We start from the raw sequence: 24,803 nt of genomic DNA, 5'->3' as shown, positions 1-24,803 counted from the left end.
GATTCTTATTTTTCAAAACGAAACCATTGAAAATGAAACTGCGAACCTGGTAAAAAGATAAATTCTACCTTTTGTTTGCCGGTTACTACTTCAATATCAAATATTCTTTCCTCAAAGTCCTCGGAATGTGAAAATTCAATTATTTGTCGTTCTTCACCATCAGCACTAGTAAATCTTACATGTATTGTATTTTTGTCTAGTGGAGATTGACCTGAGAGAATTAGTTTGGAAGCACCTTCCTCACCGAAATCCAATTCGTCAAACGTAAACGTTACGTTATTTCCAATATCTATCATTGCTTTGTCTGTTTGTTTATATTGATCGCCATACACATGATCCGCTTCGTTCGCGTAATTTCTCTCCCAAGCTCGATTTGGCTTTGCAAACTCGAATCCTTTTAAATGAACCTTATCTTTAAATACAAACCATAATGATGTTATTCCTTGCAAACGTTTGGATAGTTGATACGTTTCTGGTTGATAAACATTCCATTTCGATTCTTTTTGGTATATGACGTTTGCTAAAAGCGAGCTTTCCTCTATTTGAGGTTTCCCTTCCCAAATCTCAATTTCATAGGAATCACTAGTTAATGCGAAAATCGGTAATGTGATTGTATCCGAACCATACGAACCAAAATCGATATCACGAAAACCAACCATCGTGACCCCATCACGACTTGAAGCGATTCCGCGCTCATTACCATTCGTAACTTCTCCTTCGCTATCATCATATAGACCCGCTGATACAAATTCATAAGGATTTTTGAAAGCTTTCCCTAAACCTTCTGCTGAAAATTCGATCTCAGATATTAAACGTACGTTATCTGTTCCGTTTTTCGATGTACAGCGAACCCGAAAATCTCCATCACCTAACGCTCGGATAATAGCGCTTTTTCCATTCTGTTCGATTGTAGCTATATTTGTATCAATTCCCGCATCTGTTACAACTCTCCACTCCACATCTTGATACGATGCATTCGCCGGAAATACCGTTGCATGGACTTCTATTTCCGTTCGCTCTTTTGTGAAGAGTCGTCCGCTCGGCGTGTTTATTTCTATTTTTCTTACAGGAATTTCACCTAGTTTGCCCATAATGATTGGTTTCCGTTTATTCTCTTGAATCGCAGTCCTTCCAAGCACTTCCTCTTCCGCTAGAACAGCTCTTAACTCTACTTTTTCTGGAGTCAGTCCCTCTGAGCTAACTTCTACTCGAATATCTCCTGGTTCTAATTTCGCAGCTATAATAGCCATTAGTTTCCCACTAAATAATCGTCTAGATGTTCCTTTATAAGAATCATAATCTGTGCTATCCCCATTATCTAATCCTACCAATCTACCTGCACCTGTAACATGAACCTCGACTCTGTTCGTAGCATTCTCAACAACGTGACCTTCTTTATCCTTCATCGTTATTTCCATAAAAATAAGATCCTGTCCGTCTGCTTTCAACGTTGATTTATCTGGTTGTAGATGAATCGATGCTGGATCGGAAAACGAGTGGCGCACATCTGTCGCAATCACGTTACCTTGTTCGTCATAAGCAAATGCTTTTAATTCACCTTTTTCATAAGGTACCTTCCACCAGCCAACAAGTTGTTTCCCGCGTTGATGGTCGATCGCATACGTACCGATCGATTTTCCATTCAACTGCAAGTCAACATTTGGAGCATTCGAAGCTACACGAACATCAATAAGTTGACCTTCATTGAAGTCCCAATATGGAAATAGATGAATCATCGGCTTATCCTTATAGTTCGTCCATGCTGATTGATACACATAATACGAATCCTTTGGAAAGGTAGCCGTATCTATTTGGCCTAAATACGAATTTTTTGTATGATATGGTGTCGGTTCTCCTATGTAATCAAATCCAGTCCAAATAAATGTACCAAGTGAAAACGGCGCATCTCGATCATCTGTTATACAAGCTTCTGTAGATTTTGCTCCCCAACTTGTTGTACTGTTCCCAAGTGAAGAACATTGCTGATCATCATCGGAAAGAACGGATTGTTCATATGGGAAATGATAAATTCCTCTACTTTGAACAGTAGATGCCGTTTCACTTCCATAGATAACCCAATCCGGATATTCTTTATGATGCTTATGATAGTATTTCTCTGCATAATTATAACCAGCAATCTTCACAATATCTGCACACTTTTGCGCATTTTCCCATGGCATATAGTTAGAACCTATTGTTGGTTTCGCATTTTCTAACGGATCGTGCTTTTTTACCTCATTAACTAACATTCGAGTAATTTCCTGGCCTCGTTCATCTACATGTGTATCATAAATTTCATTACCAATACTCCATAAAATTAGGCTAGGATGATTCCGGTCTCGTCGAACCCAACTTTTTATATCTTTCTTATACCAATCTTTAAAAAATCGGGCATAATCATACGTTGTTTTTGGTCTTTCCCACATATCAAATGCTTCTGATATAACGATAAATCCCATTTCATCCGCTAAATGCATCAATTCTTTTGCTGGCATGTTGTGTGCCGTTCGAATTCCGTTAACACCCATATCCTTTAAAATTTGTAAACGTCTGCGCAACGCTACTGGATTAAATGCTGCGCCTAATGCTCCTAAGTCATGATGCTCGCAAACACCATTCAATTTTATCCTTTTGCCATTCAGTAAAAATCCATAATTAGGATCTAATTTAATTGAACGAAATCCTACTCGATTTTCTACTACATCTATTACTTTTCCTCTTACTAATAAGGTTGTAACGAGCCTATATAAATAAGGTTGATCGATTGACCACCGATTTGGATGACGCATAATTAATTTTTGCTTAGAAAGGAACTCTCTCGTAGTGTTTGTACTTGAGATAATCTCTTCATTATGATCAAATAACTGTTGTTTAATCTGTACATCTTCCTGTACAACCGCCTCTGTCTCAATATTCACATGCCATTCATCATTACCATTTTCTGAAATAGCTACATATACCCCATCAGTAGGTATATAGTTTTGATTTCTAACTTTTAACCAGACATTACGATAGATTCCTGCACCAGAATACCAACGACTATTCGGTGCTTGGTGTACGACCTTCACCTCAATTAGATTATCACCTACTTGTAATGCTCGAGTTATATCGAATTCAAAAGCGGAGTATCCATATTTCCACTCACCAACGTTGTTACCGTTTACAAAAACAGATACATCCATATAAACACCATCAAAATAAAGAAAATATAGCTGATCCATATCGTTTATATGTAATCGACGTTGGTACCAACCAATGCTGTTCTCATACAAGTTTTGCGAATCTTCAATTAGCCAATCATGTGGTAAATCTACAGGCATGAATTCATCGTGTTCAGGTCTCTCCCTATCCAACTCTGTTTTCGCAAATTTCCAGTAGTCATTCAGTAGTATGGTTTCATTCATACTTTCTCCTCCTCTAAATCCCTCTGATCCGACTTTACGAAACTAACCTTCACATCAGCTAAGAGTTTCCGAGAATTCAAAACGAGTACCCAGACAATAATGCTTCCTAGCAACAATACTATAAAGTCATTCGTCAAGAAGATAAGAACGATAGACAAAAACACAATACAGAGATTACCACTTGATATTTTGATCCATGTAAATAAATAGTAGACAGACAACCGATATATATCGCGGATGCGGAAACTATAATGTGTCATAATAAGCAATGAATAAAAAGTGAAAATTGTCATTAAAAATAAAACGACTAAGAAAACTCCATTTAAAATTTGATAAAAAACTGTTGGGTTTTGTTGAAAGTATTGAATGTCAATAACTAGAATGTATCCAACTGTAACGATAGGTATCCAAACTTTAAGAGCCTCTATTCCATTTTTACGAAGCGATTGAAAATACGTTTTTGTTGGTGGAATATCCTTATCCTTACTAAACTTTGTTAATGAATGGCAAAGTGTCGCAATTGCTGGCCCCATGGGAAGTGAAGCAATATAGAATATAACGGCGCTTATAATGGATGGGACCCATAATAAAAACACGGTAATGAGTAAAAGATTAGACAGAACAAACCAAAAATTCACGACCATTAGCCAATAAACTACTTGAGAAAATCGATAAAACGACCCTTCTGTATAAGATGTTTGTGCCAATAAAATCTCCCCCTGCTATTATTCGTTTCTATTAAATTAGGAATAATGAATAAACGGGTCTGATGCGATAAACTCTGTCCGTACCTTTGGAAATTCTTTTTGCAATTGATGAACAAGTAGCCTCATTCCTGGTTCCTCACTCTCCATATGGCCTAAAATAATTACATTTTTATTGTAGCCAAGTGCTAAAGCGTCTTTTGCATATTCTGGTGTTTCCCACTCGGGACCTTCTCCATAAATCACAAGATCGGTTTTCTTTTGTAAAAGAGGAATAACATTTGCCGCACTTCCTCTAAAACCAGCTAAGATAGAAATCGTATTAACTTTATTTGCCAAGCTACCTATGTATCTAACAGATTGAATGTTTAAATTTTCTTTAATATGTATCATAATTTCTTCCAAACTAGATTCTGGAATTTCAACGGTCGCACTAATTGCATCGAATTCTACTATTTTCTCTTCCCATGTTAACTCCTGCACTAATCCAGCAGTAATCATGTCTGGTGATTGTCGATGTAGACTATCATGATTCCGGTATATCGCAATACCCAGTTCAGCAGCTAATTCCATCTTTTCTTTAATAACTGGATTACTTGCGTGATTATCTCTGTTTTGATGTTCGTAGTAAGGAGACTCATGACAAATCAACAAATTAGCTCCAATTTTAGCTGCCTTTTTCAATACTTCTATTGAAGGCATAAAAGCAACGGCTATTTTAGTTACCTGGTCGTATTCATTTCCTATTAAAAGACCATCTACTGTCTCTGATTTATTTGGTAGTTTATCTTCCATCCAGTTAGCTATAGCTCGAATTGTTAAAGACAAGTTGCTCTACCTCTTTCCATCTATGATGTTTCCACCTCTACAAATTCCATTATAAGGCAAATTCTTCGTAAAGAAAAGGATAACACGGAGAGCGTTTTCATTTCCCCGTGTTATCTGCTTCTTATTTATTTTTTTGGTATACTTCGTTCGCTAAATCTACATAACCTTGTAAATTTTTCGATTCTAACTCTTGAACATAAGCATCCCAATCATCTAAGCTTCTCTCCCCGACAATAAACTGTAACGTATATTGTTCTACCGTGTCTTTTAATGGAGTGCTTAATAAAGTAGATCGTTCTAATTCCATTTCATTATATTTAATTGGTGGATCAGGTAAGATAATTTCCTTCGTATCATGCATTGCATTTTGGAATTCAATTTCTTCCTCACTGAACATGGAATGTAACAACTCTGTTGGTCCACCATATGCAAAGTTACCACCTGAGAACCCATAATCTATTTGCAGATCTTTCGTTCCATCTGGATTCATTCCGCGGAACGTTACATCTCCGATTAGCTCTCTATCGCCATTTTCTTTTGTAAATGTTTCACCTTCCACTCCCCACTTGTTAAATTCCAAACCTTCGTCACTATAGAGCATCCAGTCGATAAATTGAAGCATCGCAATAAAGTTTGGATCGTCTTTTGCTTTTGCAGAGAACATAATTCCATTTTCTAGTTTACTACCTGTCATAACGTGTCCAGCTGGACCTCCAGGAACAGGTATTTTCTTTATTTCATAGTTGTCTGGTCCTAATACATCATCCATTGTTGGTCGATGCTGTGTTAATGTTTGTGCATTCGTATTAATAACAAACGATTCACCACTCGTGAACTTCTGAATCGCTTGCTCATCTTCCTGCGTTACACTTTCTGGATCTAGTAATCCTTTTTCTACAAGTCCATTAAAATATTCTAGCATAGAACGATATTCTTCTGTCGTTGGTGAAAAATAAAACTCATCGTTCGCTTCATCAAACATAAGCATGTTACCTAGTCCCCAACCTGCTTTCGTTCCAAATGGCACAGAAGCGATGTTCAACGTACTGTTAAATTGGAAACGATCTGAGAACGGAGTAGAGTCAGGATAGGCTTTCTTCATTTCTTCTAATACTACTTCGAGATCCTCCCAAGTTTCAGGCACTTCTAAACCTAATTCTTCTAATATATCCATTCGTATAGCTAAACTATAATCAGGCCAGAAATTTTCATGAATACCAGGTAACACATAATATTTTCCATCTTCTTGACGAAGACCTTCTAAGAAAGGTTCAATCTCCCATTTTTCCACTTTATCTTGGTAGTGCGGCATATGTTGTACATAATCACTAATAGGTAAAATAGCTCCTGATGATACAAACGGAGTTTCTTCTCCAGGGTATGTTTTAGGGATAATGTACGGTGCGTCTCCACTACTAATAAGTAAACTTCTTTTCTCCGTATAGTCACTCATAGGAACAGAGGTAATATCTAGTTCTACATTTGTAATCTCTTGAATTTTCTCCCACAACATCCAATCATTTTGCAATGGATAGTTCGGGTGATCGCTGAATAATGTAGTAAACGTAATAGGCTCTGTTGCACGGAAAGTATCTCCTACTTTATAGTCGGCCATTGCCGCACCTAAATCTTCATCTGAGATTTCCTCACCCTCTGTATTCCCTTCATTACTACCGTCATTACTGCTACCATCGTCGCTTGACCCGGTGTCACTACTACACGCAGCTAGAAAGAGCATAAAAACTATACCAACCATTATTAGTACCAAACTTTTAAACTTTTTTTCCACGTATAACTCCCCCTTCAAATTTATCATCAGCAAACCATTACATCCAGCTACTAAGCCAACGCCGAGGCACCACCTCCTATAAAGATTTTGAATTAACCTTTAACAGAACCTAACATAACACCGGATACAAAGTACTTTTGAATATATGGATAAACTAATAATATTGGCAATACTGTTAGGACCATCGTTACCGCTTTAATATTGGAAGCAATCTGTGTCAAATTATCCTGACTCGTTGCACCTGTGCCTAAAGTTGCTTCTGCTCCCTTTATCAAGTTCCTTAAATAGATGGATACGGGGAACAACTCTTTTTCACTAAAGTAAATAAATGCTGGGAACCAAGAATTCCAATGTGCTACCGCATAAAATAACATCATCGTTGCTAAGATTGGTTTGGATAATGGTAGAACGATTCGAAATAGAACACCAAATGTACTTGATCCATCCATAATTGCCGCTTCTTCTAATTCATCCGGTATATTGGAGAAGAATGTACGCATGATAAGCATGTTAAATACACTAATTGCGTTTGGTATAACAATTGCCCATATCGTATTTCCAAAGCCTAACGATGTAACAAGTACATAGTTTGGAATAAGGCCACCGTTGAAGAACATCGTGAATACGAAAAATAAAGTAAGAAAACGTCGTCCCTTTAACTTTGTTTTAGATAATGGATAAGCGATCATTGTCGAAAGAATTAACGAGATAATCGTTCCGACTACAGTGTAGACAACTGTATTTTTATAATTAATCCAAAAGATATTATCTGCCATAATGATCTTATATGTTTCAACATTAAAGCCTTTAGGCCATAAACTTACCTGACCTGAGTTAATATAAGATTCTGCACTAAAAGATTGGGCAAAAATGTTAACAAATGGGAACAATGTAATAAAAACAATGAGCAGTAGAATAACCGTATTAAATACTTTAAAAGCTTTATATTGCCAAGATTCTTTCATTTCGTAACCCCCCTACCATAAACTGTTGTCTGTAATTCTTCTAGAAACATAGTTTGCTCCAATTACGAGTATTAAGCCTATTATCGACTCAAATAAACCAATTGCAGTACCATAACTAAAACTCCCTGATTGTAATCCGACACGATAAACATATGTTGCGATTATATCTGCAGTCTCATAGGTGAGTGGATTGTAAAGTAATAGCACTTTTTCAAATCCAATTTGGAGAAAGTTCCCGATATTTAGAATTAACAGAACAACGATGGTTGGTAATATTCCTGGGATTGTAATATGAATCGTTTGTTTCCATCGATTAGCACCATCAATTCGTGCTGCTTCGTACAATTCCTCATTTATTCCAGTTAGTGCCGCTAGATAAAGAATGGCTCCCCATCCTAGACCTTGCCAAAGGTCCACACTCACAAAGATCGTTCGAAACCATTCCGGCATTTGCATAAAGCTTATCTTGTCAATACCGAGATTAGCTATAAAACTATTTACTGGTCCATTTAATGCTAGTAACTCATATGCCATACCAGCTACTACAACCACCGAGAAAAAATGCGGTAAATAGGATGCCGTTTGAACAAATCGTTTAAACAAATGATTTTTGATTTCATTTAAAAGTAGTGCGAAAATAATAGGTGCAGGAAACGTAACAACTAATAAGAGAAATGCTAGTATGAGCGTATTGGTAAAGACTTTATAAAAAGTAGGATCGGATAAGAACATCTCAAAATAATAGAACCCTACCCATTCTTCACCAAATATACTGCCACCAGGAACAAATCTCCTGAAGGCAATTATGTTTCCAATCATTGGTATATATTTAAAAATAATGAGATAAATAACAGGCAATAGAATTAATATGTATAGCTGCCACTCTTTCAGAAAATGTGAAAATTTATTCTTTTTTCTAAGCGTCGGTCTTGTATCACTATGACTAAGTTCTGCCATTCCATTTCCTCCTTCTACCATTATTAAGCGCTTACAAATTGAATGAAAAATAATTGTAGTATAACTAGTATACTACTTAGTCCAAAAGATGCTACTAATTGCCAATTCCTAAACTTAAAAATTATTATAGCTCGTGTTATTTATTTTGTCAACATACTAGAATGGTAGTATTTCGTCAAAAATTGACTGAGACTGTTCTTTTTTAAGATGAAGTCTTATTCTAATAATTAACTACAGCAAAAAGTAGTAATGTACTGAGGCTAAATAAAAAATAGGAATGTCAAAAATAAAATGGGCTTAATTAAGAGTCTTGTTACAATTCAAGACACATGCGAGAATAGCAACAGTAGGGGAATTACATAGTGTGATTCAGTTCACGTTGCGGGATTAATCAGAACTCCTTAATTGAGGGAATTTAAGGAATTGCAAAGGTATAGGAAACACTGTGCAAGGAGTATTTCTTGCACAGATGTTGACTTATACCCCACGGGTGGAAGCAAGAGATTTTGATAAGTCGTTATTATTACTAGTCTGTACCAGCCCAGTTGCTATATTTATGATACGATTGCGATCCATATCGAAAGTAAAGAGAAAAGACTGAACGGCATTGCCCATATAATAGCAAGTAATAATAATGGATTACTATCTTTTTTCGATGCAATGATGGCTACACACGATGGTATAAGTAGGAGAAAAAAGACATATAACAGATTTTCAATCTTTTCTTTCAATGAAAAGTCCCATAAATAGTAGTAAGCGGTTAATACTACCCATAATATTACACCTATTATTCCAGCAATTAGGGAAATTTTTTTTGTTTTTGCGTTTATTTTTATCACCTCTACAGTTCTCATTTATTGTCTAATACTATTATACTATGAATCCAAAAAATCTAAATAGACTTTTCAGTAATAGCAAGTTTTGTCCGTATTTTATTTAAAAATAATGAGGCAGGGCACAAATAAATCTTACAATATTAAAGGCGAACAATAAAAAATGAGATATAAATTACGTAGCCAAAACACGTAGACTCCTGCAGGTAAGCAACAGCTGAAAATCCATTACAAAAGTTCAATTGAACTTTTGTAATTAGTTGAGGCGTTGCCTGCGGAAAGCGAAGTGTTTGAGCGAAGTAATTATAAAAACGTACAAACCGAACTGATTCTATCGAATCGTTCGGTTTGTACTATGATTAAATACTTTTTACTCAGCCTCATATCATTAATTTTTTTCTTTTTTGTTAAGCTGGTTGAACACTTTTTTGGAACAAATACATATTGATATAAAGCTGAATGTAGATAATAATTGGTATTCCAATTAAAATACCAATTTGTATAAAATGATAGAATAACAGAACCCACATACTAAAGAGAATGAAATGTAAAATAGTATGTGAAAAGTGGGTTAATCCCATCTGCAATGATAACAAAAGGTAATGAGAAAACTGTAATTTGTAATGCGACAACACGGAAAATAAATACGTCCAAAGTAATACTACTAAATAGCTAAAGATAACTAAAACCCCATACATCATCGTTTTTATAATAGGTTCAGCTATTGTTGGTACTAGTAGCCAATTCCAGCCGATAAATACCGTTAAAATCGATAACATCCATCCTATAAGATTAGCCATCTTAAAAGATTCTTGGTAATACTTTTTCACTTCTTTAAAAGTAAACGACACACTTTTATTTCTTAATTTGTCACGAACCACGCTATATGCTCCAGCTGTTGCAGGAAAGACGCCAAGTATAACCCCGCCACGTAGAATTAGAACATACCAAAAAAATTGAAGTTTTAGAAGTTCCCATAACTGGTCCACTAACCTGTTTAGCCTTTCCATATACGTCCTCCTGACAAAAAATTAACTTTTTACTGCTCCCTCTGTAATACCAGAAATAAACTGTCTATTAAAAATCAAGAATACAATTAATATTGGGATCGTCGCCATAAATGTACCTGCTAGAATCATCGGATAATCTGTCGTATAAGCATCATTTAACGTTCTTAACGCTATTTGTATCGTATGAGAACTAGCATCTTTCAATACAACTAATGGCCATAAGAAGTCATTCCAAGATTGCATATATTGAATGATCCCTAATGTAGCAAACGCTGGTTTTATTGATGGAACAACTATATTCCAATAGATGCGGAAATTGCCACAACCGTCTATCTTCGCAGCTTCCATTAAGTCATTAGGTATTGATGTTGCGACATATTGTCTCATAAAGAATACCCCAAAGGCGCTTACCATTCCCGGAACAATAACTGCTTGTAACTTATCGACCCAGTCTAACGCACTAATGATCATAAATGATGGAATTAAACCTAACTGTGGTGGAACCATCATCGTTGCTAGAAGGAAGATAAAGAAAAAATTCTTTCCTTTAAATTGTATTTTCGCAAAAGCAAAACCTGCTAAAGAACAGAAAAACAATACGAAAAAAGTTATTGCCGTGGAAATAATGAAAGAATTTAGTAGCGAACCGAAAAAGTTAATTCTATCAAATACTTTCGTAGCATTATCAATAAAGAACTCTCCTGGTATTAGAGCTGGAGGCATATTATTTACTTCTGAGTTTGTATTCGAACCGATTACAAACATCCAATAGAATGGAAATATTGATATTAGCGCTGATAGAGTTAGAAAGATATATAATACGACTCGACCGAATTTATTTGCACCTACTTCATTCATGTATACCCCTCCTTATTGTCCTTTTATTCTTCCGGTTATAAACATATTAAATAGGGAGAATAAAATGATTATGAGAAATAGCACCCATGCAATTGCAGACGCATAACCAAACGCGAATCTAGTAAATGCTTCCTCATATAAATAGAGTGTCATTGTTAGACCCTGATTATTAGCTCCACGTCCAAATAACAATGGTTCCGCAAAAACTTGCATTCCCCCAATTGTAGAAAGGATGACCGTAAATAGTATAATAGGTCTCATTAGAGGTATTGTAATATACAGAAATTGTTGTCTTTTATTTGCTCCATCTATTGTAGCCGCCTCATAAAGATCTTTTGAAATTCCTTGTAACCCAGCCAGATAAATAATTGTATTGTAACCAACCCATCGCCACATTACCATGGCAGAAATAGCTACTTGGGTCCCTAGTGTGCTACCTGTCCAATTAATCGGATCAATACTAAATAGTGAGAGCACATAGTTAATAACTCCATAATTTGTACCAAACATCGCAGAGAAAATGATAGCTACTGCTACAACAGAAGTAATGTTTGGCATGAAAATCGCCAAACGAAATATACCTTTTGCTTTTAAAAAGGCTTGATTTAATAAGAATGCTAGTATTAACGCTAAAATTAATTGAGGAATAGTAGACAATACCCATATGAAGAAGGTATTTCCCACTGATTTCAAAAACAATGGATCATTCGTAAATAGGGATACGTAGTTTGATAACCCAACGAATTCTTTATCCCCTAAAATATTCCACTTATGCAACGATAAATATGCTGTAAAGATTAAGGGATAAATACCAAAAATAGAAAACAAAATGAAAAAAGGGGATATAAATAAATATCCTGTTAAACTATCATGAAGCTTTGGACGATATTTTCGCTTTTCCTTCACATGATTGATTTTTGCAACATCTTGCTCCGCCATGAAACCCCTCCTCTATTAAGCAATAAAATTATCACATTGAAGGGGAAGACGATATGATATCTCTTCCCCTCTTATTTGGTTTACCTAGAAAGCTGTCTATCGATTTCGGCAAGTGCATTGTCCCAAGCTTCTTCTGGAGTTGCTTGCCCATCAATAATCGTTGTTAAAGAATCACCCATAATTGTATTTACCGTAGAAGTATCTGGCGAACGATAAACATATTCAACTCGTTGCGCAGCCTCGGCAAACATCGCACCTAAATCTTCTCGATTAAAGAAAGGATCATTATAGTTGATTACTTCTTCATTATCATAAAGCTCTTGCGCACTAGGGAAGTTTCCATACTGTTTAAATATCTCTAATTGTTGTTCAGGTGCCATTAACCAGCTGATAAAGTCAAATGCCTCTTGTGGATGATCACTTTGAGATGGAACTGTCAATAATGATCCACCCCAGTTTCCAGAAGCTTCTGGCATTTGCGCTACATTCCATAGACCTTCCGTATCAGGAGCGTCATCCTTGATATTTTGTAGCATCCATGGTGGTAGGAACACTGTTGCAAAATCTCCTCTAGCTAAAGCAGCTCCATACTCTGTTGATTCACGTTCAATTCCAGCCTGAATATCTCTTGAATTTACTGAAACATCCCATGCTTTTTTAATTTGCTCACTCTCTTCAATGATTAAATTATTATCTGTGTCAAAGTATTGCTCTTCTCCCTGCTCGCGGATAACACCGAAAATTTCAGCAATATGATTATACATATAAACGCCAGTTTCATCGTAAAGCTGACGACCAGCCTCCATATAATCGTCCCAAGTACTTAACTGTGCAGATACCTCATCTGGGTCCGTAGGAAGTCCTGCGTCCTCAAATAAATCCGTACGATAAGCCATTGCCATCGGTCCTACATCCGTTGGAAGACCAAGAACGAAGTCTCCATCTGGCGAGGATGCCTCTCTCCATCTCCACTCTACATAATCTCCCGTAACATCTTCTGCACCGTAGTCATTTAGGTTATGAAACTGATTAGGATTTACTTTAAATTGTTCAATATAACCAGATTCAACTACCGCCACATCAGGAGCACCAGACCCTGCACCAAGAGCAGTCAAGAGATTCGTATGATGATCTGCATATTCTGCTTCCTGTACAGTGATTTTGACATTTGGATTTTCATCCTGGTACTTTTGAATTTGCTCATCAATACCCATACCAGGGAAAACCCACATTGTTAACTCAACGGACTCTCCATCGGAAGAACCTCCAGAATCACCTGAACCCCCTGAGTCTCCTGAGTCTCCTGAGTCTCCTGACCCGCCAGAATCCTCACTACCACATGCGACAAGAGCTACGACAAGACCTAATAACAACAGAAATGACAAAGCTTTTTTGACCAAACTAACCAACCTCCTAAGTGATTTTTTTAATTTATATTCATTAGCAGTTGGAAACGTTTACATATAGCTGCGAAAAAAGCGCTTTCGATTATGTTTTTATAATTACAGATTAATAACTATACTTATGTCAAACAAAAACCAACTGCTAATCAATACCGAGAATAAATTACATCTTTGTTCTAAGGATAAACTAAGTTGGTATAAGATTTGAGAGTGTTTCTTTGATTTAAGGATAAACTAAGTTGGTATAAGATTTGAGAGTGTATCTTTGATTTAGGGATAAACTAAGTTGGTATAAGACATGAGAGTGTACCTTTGTTCTGAGGATAAACTAAGTTAGCAAGAGACCTTGTTATAACTATATGAAGATCAAGGTATGAATATCTCTAAAAGAAGTGTGTTTTACATTTGAAGTGTTATGAATAGGTAAATTTCAATGATGGGTTTATAACTTTAATTGTAGTGTAATATAATTTGAGGTTAATTTTAACAAATTTATAGTATGTAGGCAATGAAAAAATGAAATTCATTGCCTACGAATTGATAAAAGTGAGACTCGACATAGCAACTGTTACTTATAAATGGACAATTCGCCAAAATGCTTCTTTTGGTTCATGATTCTCATCAAATAGCATAGGCCAATTTTTTCGATTCCTCACCGGAAAGTTGTCTAACCATGTATAATTATCTGCCACACCCCATAAGGTTACAGAGTCAATATGCTTATGGTATTCCTTAAAGATTTTGAAAAATTGCTCATAGCGTTGTGCCTGTAACTCTAGCATTTTACTATCAGGCTCTGTCAGATCGGTACGTCGATCTTCGAAATCAAACATCGAAACATCCATTTCCGTTACATGAATTCTGACGTCTAATGAAGCGTATTTTTCAATCGCTCTCTTAATATCATCAAGTTGAGGATCGACAATATTCCAATGCGCCTGCATTCCTATACCATGAACAGGAATTTCTTTTTCCTTTAGACCTTTAACAAGTTGGTAAATCTTCTCACTTTTAATTGGAGCAGATTCGTTATAATCATTGTAAAACAATTGAGCACTTGGATCCGCTTCATGAGCGTAAATAAAAGCTTTTTCAATGAATTCTTCCCCTAAAATATCTAGCCATTTTGATGGTCTTAAAAATGGCTCTTTTTCGTCTAGGACTACTTCATTTACTACATCCCAAGCATACATCTTCCCTTTATAGCGGTCAAGCACTGTTTCAATATGAGATTTCATTCTTTGATCTAACGTGCTAGAATCTATGTCTTTTCCATCTTTCTTGAAGAGCCACTCACTTGTCTGGTTATGCCAAACAAGTGTATGACCCCTTACGCCAATGTCATTCTGCTCTGCAAAGGAAACCATTTCATCACTTATAGAAAAAGTATACTCATCTTCTTTTGGATGTAAATTTTCAAATTTCATTTCATTCTCTGCAGTTATACTATTAAAATGTTTCAAAATTGTATCCTTAGAATGGTGCATCGTTCGTTTGTTAATTGCTGCACCTATTTTGAAGTAATCTTCAAACTGTTTATACAAACTCGGTACATTAGCCACATGCTCACCTTCCTACGAATCTTTTATTTAACCGCACCTAGTGTCATACCCTTAACAAAGTATTTCTGCAAGAACGGGTAGACCATAATGATTGGTACACTTGCTACAATCGTCATCGTAGCCTGGATAGCCTTCGGTGTTACACTTTCTCTGCTCCCTCCAGCTGAGCTTACAAATGCAGATGCCGCATCACCAGATGATGTACTAGAGTTTTGTAAAATCTTCATCAATTCATACTGCAACGTTGTCAATTCCTTGATACTAGAGTTATATAAGAATACATCAAACCATTGGTTCCACTGGAATACAGCTACGAATAAAGCAACTGTTGCTAACACTGGTAAAGATAATGGTAAGACAATCTTAAAGAAGATTCTGAAATCACCAGCTCCATCAATTTTTGCTGATTCAAATATACTCTGAGGTAGTCCTTCTATAAATGATCTCATAATAATCAAGTTGAATGCACTAATTAAAGCAGGTAGAATATACACCCAAAATGAACCAATCAAGCCTAAGTCTCTCATAAGTAGGAACGTTGGAATTAATCCACCATTAAAGTACATTGTCATAATAAAGATAATCGCTACTGATCGTTTAAACATAAAGTGTGGTTGTGCAATTGCATATGCCACCATAGCAGTACAAAGAAGTCCCACACCTGCACCAACTACTGTACGCAATACAGAAATTAAAATCGCTTGCCAAATAGCTGCTTTTTCAAATACGTGTTCATAGTTATGAAGTGTGAATTCTCGTGGCCATAAATAAATACCACCACGTATTGCATCAGATGCTTCATTAAAAGATACTGCTAGCTGGTTTAAAAATGGATAGAGCATAAATATACAGAGTATAATCATAAAGATAACATTACTCGTATCAAAAATTTTATCTTCTCTTGTTCGCATATAGGATCGTTTTTTCTTCGCCATTACAACTCTCTCCTTTAGTATAGTCCGCCTTGTCCAAGTCTCTTAGATATTGAGTTTGCTGCAATCAAGAACACGAAACTTATGACAGTCTTAAACATCCCTGCCGCTGTTGCTAAAGAGAAGTTAAACATGGAAATACCATATTTAATAACAAATACGTCGATGTTCTCTGAATATTCTACGTTTTGACCATTACCTAATAAGTATTGTGGTTCAAAACCTGCTTCTAAAATATAACCAATGTTCATGATTAGCAAAACAACAATTACAGATTTCATTCCAGGAATAGTAATATGTCTTATTCGCTGGAGTCTGGAAGCCCCATCAATTTTTGCTGCTTCGTATTGTTCCTGATCAATCATTGATATAGCTGCCAAATAAACAATCGCATTCCAGCCTACATTCTTCCATACCTCTGCAGCTCCTAAAATACCCCAGAAGTATTCTCCAACTCCTAACCAAATAATCTCCCTATCAATCAACCCTAATCCCATTAAGATTTCGTTAACGATACCGTCAACTGATAGTACAGTGGAAACGAGTGCTGCTGCTACAACCCAAGACAAAAAGTGTGGTAAATAACTAATTGTCTGTACGGTCCGTCTAAACTTCATATTTGTCAATTCGTTAATTAACACAGCTAGTCCTATTGCAGTGAAGAAACCTAAAACAAGGTTAATTAGACTTTGAGCAAGCGTGTTACGTAAAACACCTAAAAATCGGTCATCTTGAAACAGGAAGAGAAAATGCTTAAAACCTACCCACTCCTGTTCGGAAAAACTAAGAGCTGGTTTGTAATCCTGGAATGCCATTGTCCATCCCCAAACAGGTAAATACTTAAAAATAATGACCCAAATAATGAAAGGGATGGTCATCCATAATAACGCTTGTTGTTGCTTTAATCTTTTTAAGAAGAGTTTAAAACCTTTTTCTTCTTGATTCACAATAGTCTGCTGCGCTGAACTTGATTGTGCCATGTTTATCCCCCTTTTCTTGCCATACTATAAATCGTCCCGAATGCTTTCCTATTTTTACTCGGTTTCTAGTTAATCTACATCTAATATGTTGTTAGATAAAAAACCATACTCTAATAGAAGGAAAAAGGGGAAGGCTGAAATCTAGCCTTCCAACCTTTTTCTCATTATTTATTCTGCTGCAGCTGCTGCTTCTTCAGCAACACGTACTTTGTTATCAATGTATTCTGTCATTACTTTTTCGAATTCTTCAATTGGAAGTTTTTCAAACTCCTCACTATAAGAATTCCATAGTGATTCGAAATCTCCTTCGTCTGCAAAGATCATTCCAGGGTACGTACGTTTCATTAAGTCATCTAATTGTTGCTCGTAAAGTTGAGCTTGAGATCCAGTTTCGATCGGAGCATCATATGCTGGATACCAAGGTCTTTCATCTGGCTCACTAAATAACTCTGCAAATGTCTCAATACCATATGCGTCTAGGAATTCCTTATCTACATCGTTGTATGCCAACTGAGCAACGGATGGTTGGTTACGCGCTTCGACAGCGTTTCCATCATCGAATAGACCGTTAAGACGTGGCCAACCCCACTCAAATGTTCTGAATCCGAACTCTCTACGGAATGAATCTACAGAAGTCTGTGCAAATTGTTCTTCTGTTTGATAGAACATTCCATCTTCATCAACAGAATATGTTTCTCCTTCAATACCCCATGTAATCATTTTCTGAATTTCTTCTTGCATTAGGTAATCTAGGAATTTAATAATTTCAATTCGTTCTTCTTCTGTCGTATTAACAGTGATACCTTGTCCTGGAGATGCTGCGAAGCCAACAGGATCTAGGTACTGGTCTTTGATTCCTTCTTCAAAAACAACTGGGAATGCCATATATTCAGAGTAGAAATCTTCATCTTCTCTAATTGTGTTTAATGCATCCGCTACTTGCCAGTGGTAATCAAAGAATCCAACTACTCGACCAGTTGATATTTTAGCTAAGTACTCATCATAGTTTTGAGTAAACATTTCTTGGTCAACTAAACCTTTATGGTGTACTTCATTAAGCTTTTCTAACCAGCGCTTAGTGTCTTCATTATTATTGTATACTTTCGCTTCGTGCGTTTCTAAGTCAACCTGAACACCACCGTCATTTGGATATCCTGCTAAGTGGTTTGGTTGGTTCGATAGCGCAAAGAATCTCCAGTCATCTGTTAAAGCTGTAAATCCGATTGTATCCATTCCATCAATTTGAGGGTTATTGCTTACATACTCCTCAATGATATCAAAGAAGTCATCCAATGTTTTTGGTTGTGGATAATCCATCTCACGTAATACATCACGCTTGATCCACCATGCGCCTTGATAAATGTTAGGTGGCTTAATGTATCCGTTGCTAGCTCCAGAAGGAATAATATAAATATTTCCATCCGAACGCTTCATGAACTCTAAATATGGGCCATACCATTTTTTAATATTCGGTGCATGTTCTTCAATTAAATCATTTAACGGAACAAATCCTCCTGCATCAATAACTGCATCAGTTGATTGCTCTGCGTTCATCAAATGTGGATACTCTCCACTAGCAATCATTGTTCCTATCTTTTGGTTAACATCTCCAACAATGTGCTCGATATCGAAGTTCACACAAGTTTCTTCCTCAAACATCTTTCCTAATTTAGTTTCAGCTGTATTGAGGTCATCATCACTTTTAGATGCATCAAAGAACTTGTACGTTGTTGGTTCCTCACAACCTTCGCTACCTTCTGTATTTTCTCCATCAGTACTTTCTGATGCTGAGTCTCCACCATCACTAGATGAAGCATCGTCATCGTTCCCACAAGCAACAACGAATAACATCATTGCTATTAACATACCGAGGAGCCATAGACTTTTCTTTTTCATGTCCTAATTTCCCCTTCCGTCTCTTTTTCGCTCACTATCTTTGTAAGCACTTTCATTGTATCGCGAAAAATAGTTCTTTGTTACCCATTAAAACATAGACTAAACTTTAAAAAGTATAGATGGTTACTTAACTTATTATATTTTTTGCTAAATTCTTCCTAAAAATCGATATTTTAAATGATTTTTTGTATAAAAATTTTAAAGTTTTTCTAATCATAGTCTTTTCTACCTAAACAAGAATGACCTATTCTCCCATTTAAATAAGCATGCCTACCCTCCAAATTTCAAAAGCAGACATGCCTCGTCACTAATCTAATGTCACTCGTTGTATAATTGGCAATATTATTTGTACCGTCGTTCCTATATTCTTTTCGGTTGTTATATTTAGTTCATACTCCGTACCGTAGTACATTTTTAAACGTTGAGAAACATTTCGTATTCCAATGTTTTCACCTGAAATCTCTTCATCTGCTAAGGTTGACATTATTTCTTCATATTTAGATTGCTCCATGCCTACTCCATCATCTTTAATTACATAAGAGAGGCGATCATTATCCAAGCATGATATTGTAATTTTAATGTTTCCTTTACCTTTCAATGGTTCTATTCCATGTATGCTAGCGTTTTCAACAAAAGGGATAAATGTCATATTTGGAATATAAGCACTCTTAACAGCTTCATCCATTTCTATCGTATATTTCATCTTATCGTCAAACCGGTATTTCTGTATTTCTAAAAAGGCTTGAATTAAACGTACTTCTTCTCCAACTGTAACCCAATCTTTCTCCCATGAAATAGAGGTTCGAAGTAGTTGTGCTAAATATCGAATAATTTCCGCCGTTTCCCATTCGTCCTTTAGCACACTTCTCATTCGTATTGTTTCTAATACATTAAATAGGAAGTGAGGATTAATTTGACTTTGTAATGCTTTTAACTGTGCATCTTTTTTCTCTAGTTCCAAATCCTGCTTTTGTATTCGAACCTTATAGACATCATTAATGAGCTGTTTAATCTTTCGAGTCATTCGATTATATTCTGCTGTAAGTAAACCAATTTCATCTTTATACTTTTTACCTTTAATAACTTCGAACTGTTCATCTTTTACTTTTCTCATATGGCTTACAATCGACTTCATTCGAAAATGGATATTGCCTGCGATATACGTTATAAATAAGGAAGGTATAACAAAATTAAAAAGTGCTAAATAAAAGATCGAATAAATAGAGTTGCGTACTTCGGTCGTTAGATTGGCTTTTGGTATTACACCAATCACTTGCCAACCCTCTAGAAATCGATGTTGATATTCCTCATTCATTACAATCGCTTCATCTTCAATTTCAATAGAACGAAAAGGAACGGCTTCTTGAATCCAATTTTGATTAGTAGCTGTACTATATTGAATCTCACCATCCGCATTCACTAAGTATATATCACCTTCAAATGTGACACTGTCAAAGGATTGTATAACGAATCTTTTCGAAAGATGTACCATCACAATCTTTTCGTATTTTCTATTATGGCTCCCTAAATCTCGCACTACAACAAATTCATCAAGTCGTCCATTCTCCGTTTTTTTACGAGTTAATATCGGATATTCTTGCCTTGCATTTTCGGTATCCTTGTACCATTGTTCTTCTTTCGTTTGATCATTAATAGGAAAAATACCGCCAGCTGTAATGACGGTCGGGTTTTCTGTGTATAAATGAATTAAAGTAATCGAAGAAGAGCCAGGAGTGTAGCGATTAATATCTCGAAAATTATTATTATAGCCATGAATAAAGTCGACTGGATTCTCATATTCCTTATCCAGAAATTCGTACAATAAAGCATCTGAATATAACACTGCTGCTACACCTGCTGCATCTTCTACACCTTGCCTAAAATTATTCACTACCTGCTGAAGTGCAAGTTCATTATCTTTTAATTTTTGTTCTCGAACATTTTCAGAGGTTACAAGATAAAAAATTATATTCGTTAATATAATAGGTAGAAACACAGAGAACATATAGATAAGTAGTAACTTATTCCTTAAGCGGACATCATTAAAGTGTATTCGTTTCATTTTTTTACTATCCTATCTTATTAGTCAATTGTTTTCGATATTGTGATGGTGTTTTGCCAACAATCTTTTCAAATTGCGTAACAAAGTAGTCTGGATTATTAAAACCGACTCTTTCCGCAACTTCATAGATTCTCATATCAGATTGACGGAGAAGCCTCTTAGCTTCCTGTATTCTTACTTGTAAAACATAGTCCTTGAAGTAAACACCATACGTTTTCTTGAATAATTGTCCCATATAAACCGGATTAATATAAAATTTGCTAGCAATTGACTTCATTGTTATATGTTGATGAAAGTTGGAGTGAATATATTTTTTCACCTGATAAATGGTACCTTTTACATGATTTTGATTTAATTCAAATAATATATCGGAACATTCAGAAAGAAAGCGGAACCAAATTTCCTCAAGCTGGTTAAGCGTAATTGGATATCGATCCCATTCTAGCATTAACTTGAAATGTTCGAGTTTATCCTCATAACCGTCGACTTCTTTTAATAGTGTTAATACTTCATGATTCAATCGATTAACAACTGTTTTAAAAGCATCTTTTGCAAATTGCTTGCTGACGGCACGTGTTAACATCGTGTGCACTTGCTTTTTAATCATCTCTATATTGTTTTCTTCCATATATTCCATCATCGTGTCGTACGCCTCTTGCTCTAAATCGATATAATAAATACTATTATTCTCGACCATTTCCGGAATAATAACATGCTCTTTTGAGAAAACGTATTTATATTGAATGGAATTTCTTGCTATACGATAGGATTCATTTAACTCCCTGATATTGTCTACAGTCTTACCTAAATAAATAATGACAGGTAGCTGTAGCTTATTTGTAAGGTTCAATTGGAATTTCTTCAAAAATTCTTTCATTGATAAGTTGTTACTAAGTAAAAACTGGTCTGTGAGTACAAGGCAATAATAGCCAATTCCATCTTCATAAAAAGCAATTTTATCGAGTGAATAAAATTCATTTAGCTCTTTTTCGATTTCCGTTTCAATAAATGGGTAATCAAGATCCAGGCCATTTATTTCTATTTTCAAGAAGGTAAATTCATTGGCTTGGGAAATCGGATGTTCTATCGTATTTAGTGTTGTTGATTCAGGCTCTTCCATTAGGTAGTTTCGGACAATAGAGACAGCCTCCATCTTTTGAATATTTCCCATTGATTTTGTCTGAATCGTAATGGTATTTGCTACACGCTCTAATGTTTCATATAATTCATTTTGATCTACAGGCTTTAATAGGAAGTCTTGAACACCAAACCGCAAAGCTTTTTGTGCATATTTAAAATCATTGTAGCCACTAATTACAATAAAAGAAGGTGGATTGTCCATTTCGTTATTCACTTTTTCTATTAAACTAAGACCATCTACCACCGGCATACGAATATCTGTTAAAACTAAATCTGGCTGCATGTCTACTATTTGCTCAAGGGCGTCTTCTCCATTATCTGCCTCACCGCAAACAGTAAAGCCAAATTCTTCCCAGTTGACTAATGTTTGAATACCTTTTCTTACAAAAACATCATCATCAACTAAAAATACTTTACGCATTCGATTTCTCCCCCTTTTTCAAAGATTCATTCTCTACTAAAAGATCCTGTTTCTCTTTGAAACTATGGAAAGCTGTTAATGCTAAGCTAGTAACGAAATATAATGGGACACTCACCCCAACAACTACAATTAAGCCTTGAATCTTTAACCAAGTGAAAGCTATTACCGCTAGACAGATACCCATCAAAATTGTCATGATAGGGCTGAAAAAGCCAAGAATGATAGCATGTCTGATTGTTTGAAAAAATCCTGTGTCAAAATGAGCGTATACAGGAAATAAATATAATAGTGAAACAACATAGAGAACTACTAATAAGATAAAAAGAACGAAAAGTACGGAAGCAAAACTACTTTCCAAATTGAGTAGCCAAAAGTAGTCTATATATAGAATAAATCCAATTAATAAATAAAAGTAACCGAATACATTTGCTTTAATAAAATGTTTTTTCCACGCTCGGAAAAACGTTTTTGTAAATGAAAGGTCCCCATCCCCTTCTCGCCATTCTCGTATCGTCACTACCGTGGCCATTGTCGCTGGGAAAAATCCTAATATACCTAGACCCAGTATCCATCCACCTATCCACAATATATTTAAATACATCATCCACATAATCCACTCTAATATTCGATAGAGTCGGTTATTATTTGCTTGTTTCATGATATCCCCCCAGTTGTAACCGCTTTAATTTTCAAAGAAAAAGATATACTTTGTTTGTTCAATGTACAATCTTATTATAGTACACTTAGCATAAATTGAAAAGTTATTTTTAATTTTCAATAGATTTTAAGAAAATTATGGTATTTTATTTATTTTTTGGAGGGGATCAGTAAATGGTAGCAACAGGAGCATTTTATACGGGGGAATATCGCAACTTATTAGCTGAGTATGGATACGATAAAGATGAAATTGAGAATAGAGTGCAAGAAACCTGGGAGAGACTTTTTAGCGATAAATACCCGGAAACTCAAATTTATTTCTCAGTAGGCGATGATTTAGGTTATATGTTAGACACAGGTAATGATGACGTAAGAACAGAAGGCATGTCCTATGGAATGATGATGGCTGTTCAAATGGATAAGAAAGATATCTTCGACCGATTATGGAATTGGTCCATGAAGTATATGTATATGGAAGAAGGCGAAAACGCTGGTTATTTCGCTTGGTCGTGTGCAACGGATGGAACAAAAAATGCTTATGGTCCAGCACCAGATGGAGAAGAATACTACGCAATGGCATTATTTTTTGCCTCCCATCGCTGGGGTGACGGAGAAGGTATTTTTAATTACAAAAAGCACGCACAAGAATTGCTACATCGCTGCATACATAAAGGTGAAGATGGACATGGATATCCAATGTGGAACCGCGATAACAAATTGATTAAGTTTGTGCCAGGCGTAGAGTTTTCTGATCCTTCTTATCATCTTCCTCATTTCTATGAATTATTTGCTTTATGGAGTTTCGAAGAGGATCGGGAATTCTGGAAAGAAGCAGCTAAAGAAAGTCGAAAATATATCGCAAAAGCTGCACACCCTGAGACAGGTTTATCCCCTGAGTATGCGTTTTACGATGGAACACCTAACCATATTCGTGGTTTCGGACACTTTTTTAGTGACTCGTATCGGGTCGCACCAAATATTGCATTAGATTACGAATGGTTTAAAGATAATGCTTGTCCAGTAGTTGTAAACGAAAAAATCCAAGCATTCTTTGCAGATAAAGACCCTGAAGACTATCGTAGATATAAGATTAATGGAGAGCCTTTTGAGGAAAAATCTTTACATCCAGTGGGACTTATTGCAACAAATGCTGTTGCTTCGCTCTCAACCTCTGGGGAAAATGCACGAAAAGCTGTAGAGTTATTTTGGAATACACCGGTAAGGACTGGTGGTAGAAGATATTATGACAATTGTCTTTACCTCTTTAGCTTATTGGCGCTAAGTGGTAAATATAAGATTTGGATGCCTTAATTAAGATGGTTGGGGTATTCGTATTAACTGTCTGTTGTTTTGTGTTAATGTATCAAATAAATAATGAATAATAGGCACCTTACGAAAATCTCGATGATAATTTTTTGGAATATGCAGTGTGGGACGGATATTTACACATTGTATATTCCTTT

19 protein-coding genes are annotated in these 24,803 nt (G+C 35.8%); 1 reads left to right on the top strand and 18 read right to left on the bottom strand.

Annotated elements, in window-relative coordinates; all coding sequences use genetic code 11:
• Positions 1-5: 5 nt before the first annotated feature.
• From GGQ92_RS05065 to GGQ92_RS04980, 18 genes are all read right to left on the bottom strand, one after another.
• Complete coding sequence (locus GGQ92_RS05065; protein ID WP_184245251.1) at positions 6-3,404, bottom strand: glycoside hydrolase family 2 TIM barrel-domain containing protein; 3,399 nt, start codon at positions 3,402-3,404, stop codon at positions 6-8.
• On the bottom strand, positions 3,401-4,111 hold the full coding sequence (locus GGQ92_RS05060; protein WP_184245249.1) for a YesL family protein: 711 nt from the start codon (positions 4,109-4,111) through the stop codon (positions 3,401-3,403). Before GGQ92_RS05060 ends, GGQ92_RS05065 begins: the two co-directional genes overlap by 4 nt.
• Before the next feature lie 36 nt (positions 4,112-4,147).
• Entirely contained in the window at positions 4,148-4,936 is a 789-nt protein-coding gene (locus GGQ92_RS05055) for a Nif3-like dinuclear metal center hexameric protein (protein WP_184245247.1), read from the bottom strand.
• Between the two features lie 121 nt (positions 4,937-5,057).
• Positions 5,058-6,725 carry an ABC transporter substrate-binding protein gene (locus GGQ92_RS05050; RefSeq protein ID WP_343068761.1) on the bottom strand — a complete coding sequence of 556 codons (1,668 nt, stop codon included), beginning with the start codon at positions 6,723-6,725 and terminating at the stop codon, positions 5,058-5,060.
• A gap of 92 nt (positions 6,726-6,817) precedes the next feature.
• Entirely contained in the window at positions 6,818-7,690 is an 873-nt protein-coding gene (locus GGQ92_RS05045) for a carbohydrate ABC transporter permease (RefSeq protein WP_184245245.1), read from the bottom strand.
• Positions 7,691-7,702: 12 nt separating this feature from the next.
• The gene (locus tag GGQ92_RS05040; protein WP_184245243.1) at positions 7,703-8,647 is read right to left on the bottom strand and encodes an ABC transporter permease; all 945 of its coding nucleotides are present in this window, start codon (positions 8,645-8,647) and stop codon (positions 7,703-7,705) included.
• 554 nt (positions 8,648-9,201) lie between these two features.
• The gene (locus tag GGQ92_RS05035) at positions 9,202-9,486 is read right to left on the bottom strand and encodes a hypothetical protein (protein WP_184245241.1); all 285 of its coding nucleotides are present in this window, start codon (positions 9,484-9,486) and stop codon (positions 9,202-9,204) included.
• Between the two features lie 401 nt (positions 9,487-9,887).
• Positions 9,888-10,490, bottom strand: a complete 603-nt coding sequence (locus GGQ92_RS05030; protein WP_184245239.1) for a YesL family protein — start codon at positions 10,488-10,490, stop codon at positions 9,888-9,890.
• A gap of 21 nt (positions 10,491-10,511) precedes the next feature.
• The gene (locus GGQ92_RS05025; RefSeq protein ID WP_184245237.1) at positions 10,512-11,348 is read right to left on the bottom strand and encodes a carbohydrate ABC transporter permease; all 837 of its coding nucleotides are present in this window, start codon (positions 11,346-11,348) and stop codon (positions 10,512-10,514) included.
• Positions 11,349-11,360: 12 nt separating this feature from the next.
• On the bottom strand, positions 11,361-12,287 hold the full coding sequence (locus GGQ92_RS05020; protein WP_184245235.1) for a carbohydrate ABC transporter permease: 927 nt from the start codon (positions 12,285-12,287) through the stop codon (positions 11,361-11,363).
• A gap of 80 nt (positions 12,288-12,367) precedes the next feature.
• On the bottom strand, positions 12,368-13,687 hold the full coding sequence (locus GGQ92_RS05015) for an ABC transporter substrate-binding protein (protein WP_184245233.1): 1,320 nt from the start codon (positions 13,685-13,687) through the stop codon (positions 12,368-12,370).
• Between the two features lie 575 nt (positions 13,688-14,262).
• Positions 14,263-15,252, bottom strand: a complete 990-nt coding sequence (locus GGQ92_RS05010; RefSeq protein WP_184245231.1) for an endo-1,4-beta-xylanase — start codon at positions 15,250-15,252, stop codon at positions 14,263-14,265.
• Positions 15,253-15,275: 23 nt separating this feature from the next.
• Positions 15,276-16,187, bottom strand: coding sequence for a carbohydrate ABC transporter permease (locus GGQ92_RS05005; protein WP_184245229.1), 912 nt, complete (start codon positions 16,185-16,187; stop codon positions 15,276-15,278).
• 14 nt (positions 16,188-16,201) lie between these two features.
• Positions 16,202-17,164 (bottom strand): ABC transporter permease, encoded by a 963-nt coding sequence (locus GGQ92_RS05000; RefSeq protein WP_184245227.1) that lies wholly within the window; start codon positions 17,162-17,164, stop codon positions 16,202-16,204.
• A gap of 168 nt (positions 17,165-17,332) precedes the next feature.
• Entirely contained in the window at positions 17,333-19,060 is a 1,728-nt protein-coding gene (locus tag GGQ92_RS04995; protein WP_184245225.1) for an ABC transporter substrate-binding protein, read from the bottom strand.
• 307 nt (positions 19,061-19,367) lie between these two features.
• Complete coding sequence (locus tag GGQ92_RS04990; RefSeq protein WP_184245223.1) at positions 19,368-21,122, bottom strand: sensor histidine kinase; 1,755 nt, start codon at positions 21,120-21,122, stop codon at positions 19,368-19,370.
• Between the two features lie 7 nt (positions 21,123-21,129).
• A complete protein-coding gene (locus tag GGQ92_RS04985) occupies positions 21,130-22,683 on the bottom strand; it encodes a response regulator transcription factor (RefSeq protein WP_184245221.1) in 1,554 nt (517 codons plus the stop codon).
• Complete coding sequence (locus GGQ92_RS04980; protein WP_184245219.1) at positions 22,676-23,341, bottom strand: YesL family protein; 666 nt, start codon at positions 23,339-23,341, stop codon at positions 22,676-22,678. The genes GGQ92_RS04985 and GGQ92_RS04980 overlap by 8 nt, the downstream gene beginning before the upstream one ends.
• Before the next feature lie 173 nt (positions 23,342-23,514).
• Here GGQ92_RS04980 and GGQ92_RS04975 point away from each other — a divergent pair, with 173 nt between their 5' ends.
• Positions 23,515-24,651, top strand: coding sequence for a family 8 glycosyl hydrolase (locus GGQ92_RS04975; RefSeq protein ID WP_184245217.1), 1,137 nt, complete (start codon positions 23,515-23,517; stop codon positions 24,649-24,651).
• Positions 24,652-24,803 lie beyond the last annotated feature (152 nt).

Origin of the sequence: Gracilibacillus halotolerans (genome assembly GCF_014206945.1) — a bacterium.
Lineage (GTDB): Bacteria > Bacillota > Bacilli > Bacillales > Amphibacillaceae > Gracilibacillus > Gracilibacillus halotolerans.
The sequence above is the reverse complement of the archived record's forward strand: the minus strand, read 5'-3'. Positions and strand labels throughout refer to the sequence as shown.

Bases quoted from the DNA above. Each gene is read 5' to 3' on its own strand.
- GGQ92_RS05065 (WP_184245251.1), bottom strand. From the start codon at position 3,404: ATGAATGAAACCATACTACTGAATGACTACTGGAAATTTGCGAAAACA.
- GGQ92_RS05045 (WP_184245245.1), bottom strand. From the start codon at position 7,690: ATGAAAGAATCTTGGCAATATAAAGCTTTTAAAGTATTTAATACGGTT.
- GGQ92_RS05040 (WP_184245243.1), bottom strand. From the start codon at position 8,647: ATGGCAGAACTTAGTCATAGTGATACAAGACCGACGCTTAGAAAAAAG.
- GGQ92_RS05030 (WP_184245239.1), bottom strand. From the start codon at position 10,490: ATGGAAAGGCTAAACAGGTTAGTGGACCAGTTATGGGAACTTCTAAAA.
- GGQ92_RS05025 (WP_184245237.1), bottom strand. From the start codon at position 11,348: ATGAATGAAGTAGGTGCAAATAAATTCGGTCGAGTCGTATTATATATC.
- GGQ92_RS05020 (WP_184245235.1), bottom strand. From the start codon at position 12,287: ATGGCGGAGCAAGATGTTGCAAAAATCAATCATGTGAAGGAAAAGCGA.
- GGQ92_RS05005 (WP_184245229.1), bottom strand. From the start codon at position 16,187: ATGGCGAAGAAAAAACGATCCTATATGCGAACAAGAGAAGATAAAATT.
- GGQ92_RS05000 (WP_184245227.1), bottom strand. From the start codon at position 17,164: ATGGCACAATCAAGTTCAGCGCAGCAGACTATTGTGAATCAAGAAGAA.
- GGQ92_RS04995 (WP_184245225.1), bottom strand. From the start codon at position 19,060: ATGAAAAAGAAAAGTCTATGGCTCCTCGGTATGTTAATAGCAATGATG.
- GGQ92_RS04990 (WP_184245223.1), bottom strand. From the start codon at position 21,122: ATGAAACGAATACACTTTAATGATGTCCGCTTAAGGAATAAGTTACTA.
- GGQ92_RS04985 (WP_184245221.1), bottom strand. From the start codon at position 22,683: ATGCGTAAAGTATTTTTAGTTGATGATGATGTTTTTGTAAGAAAAGGT.
- GGQ92_RS04980 (WP_184245219.1), bottom strand. From the start codon at position 23,341: ATGAAACAAGCAAATAATAACCGACTCTATCGAATATTAGAGTGGATT.
- GGQ92_RS04975 (WP_184245217.1), top strand. From the start codon at position 23,515: ATGGTAGCAACAGGAGCATTTTATACGGGGGAATATCGCAACTTATTA.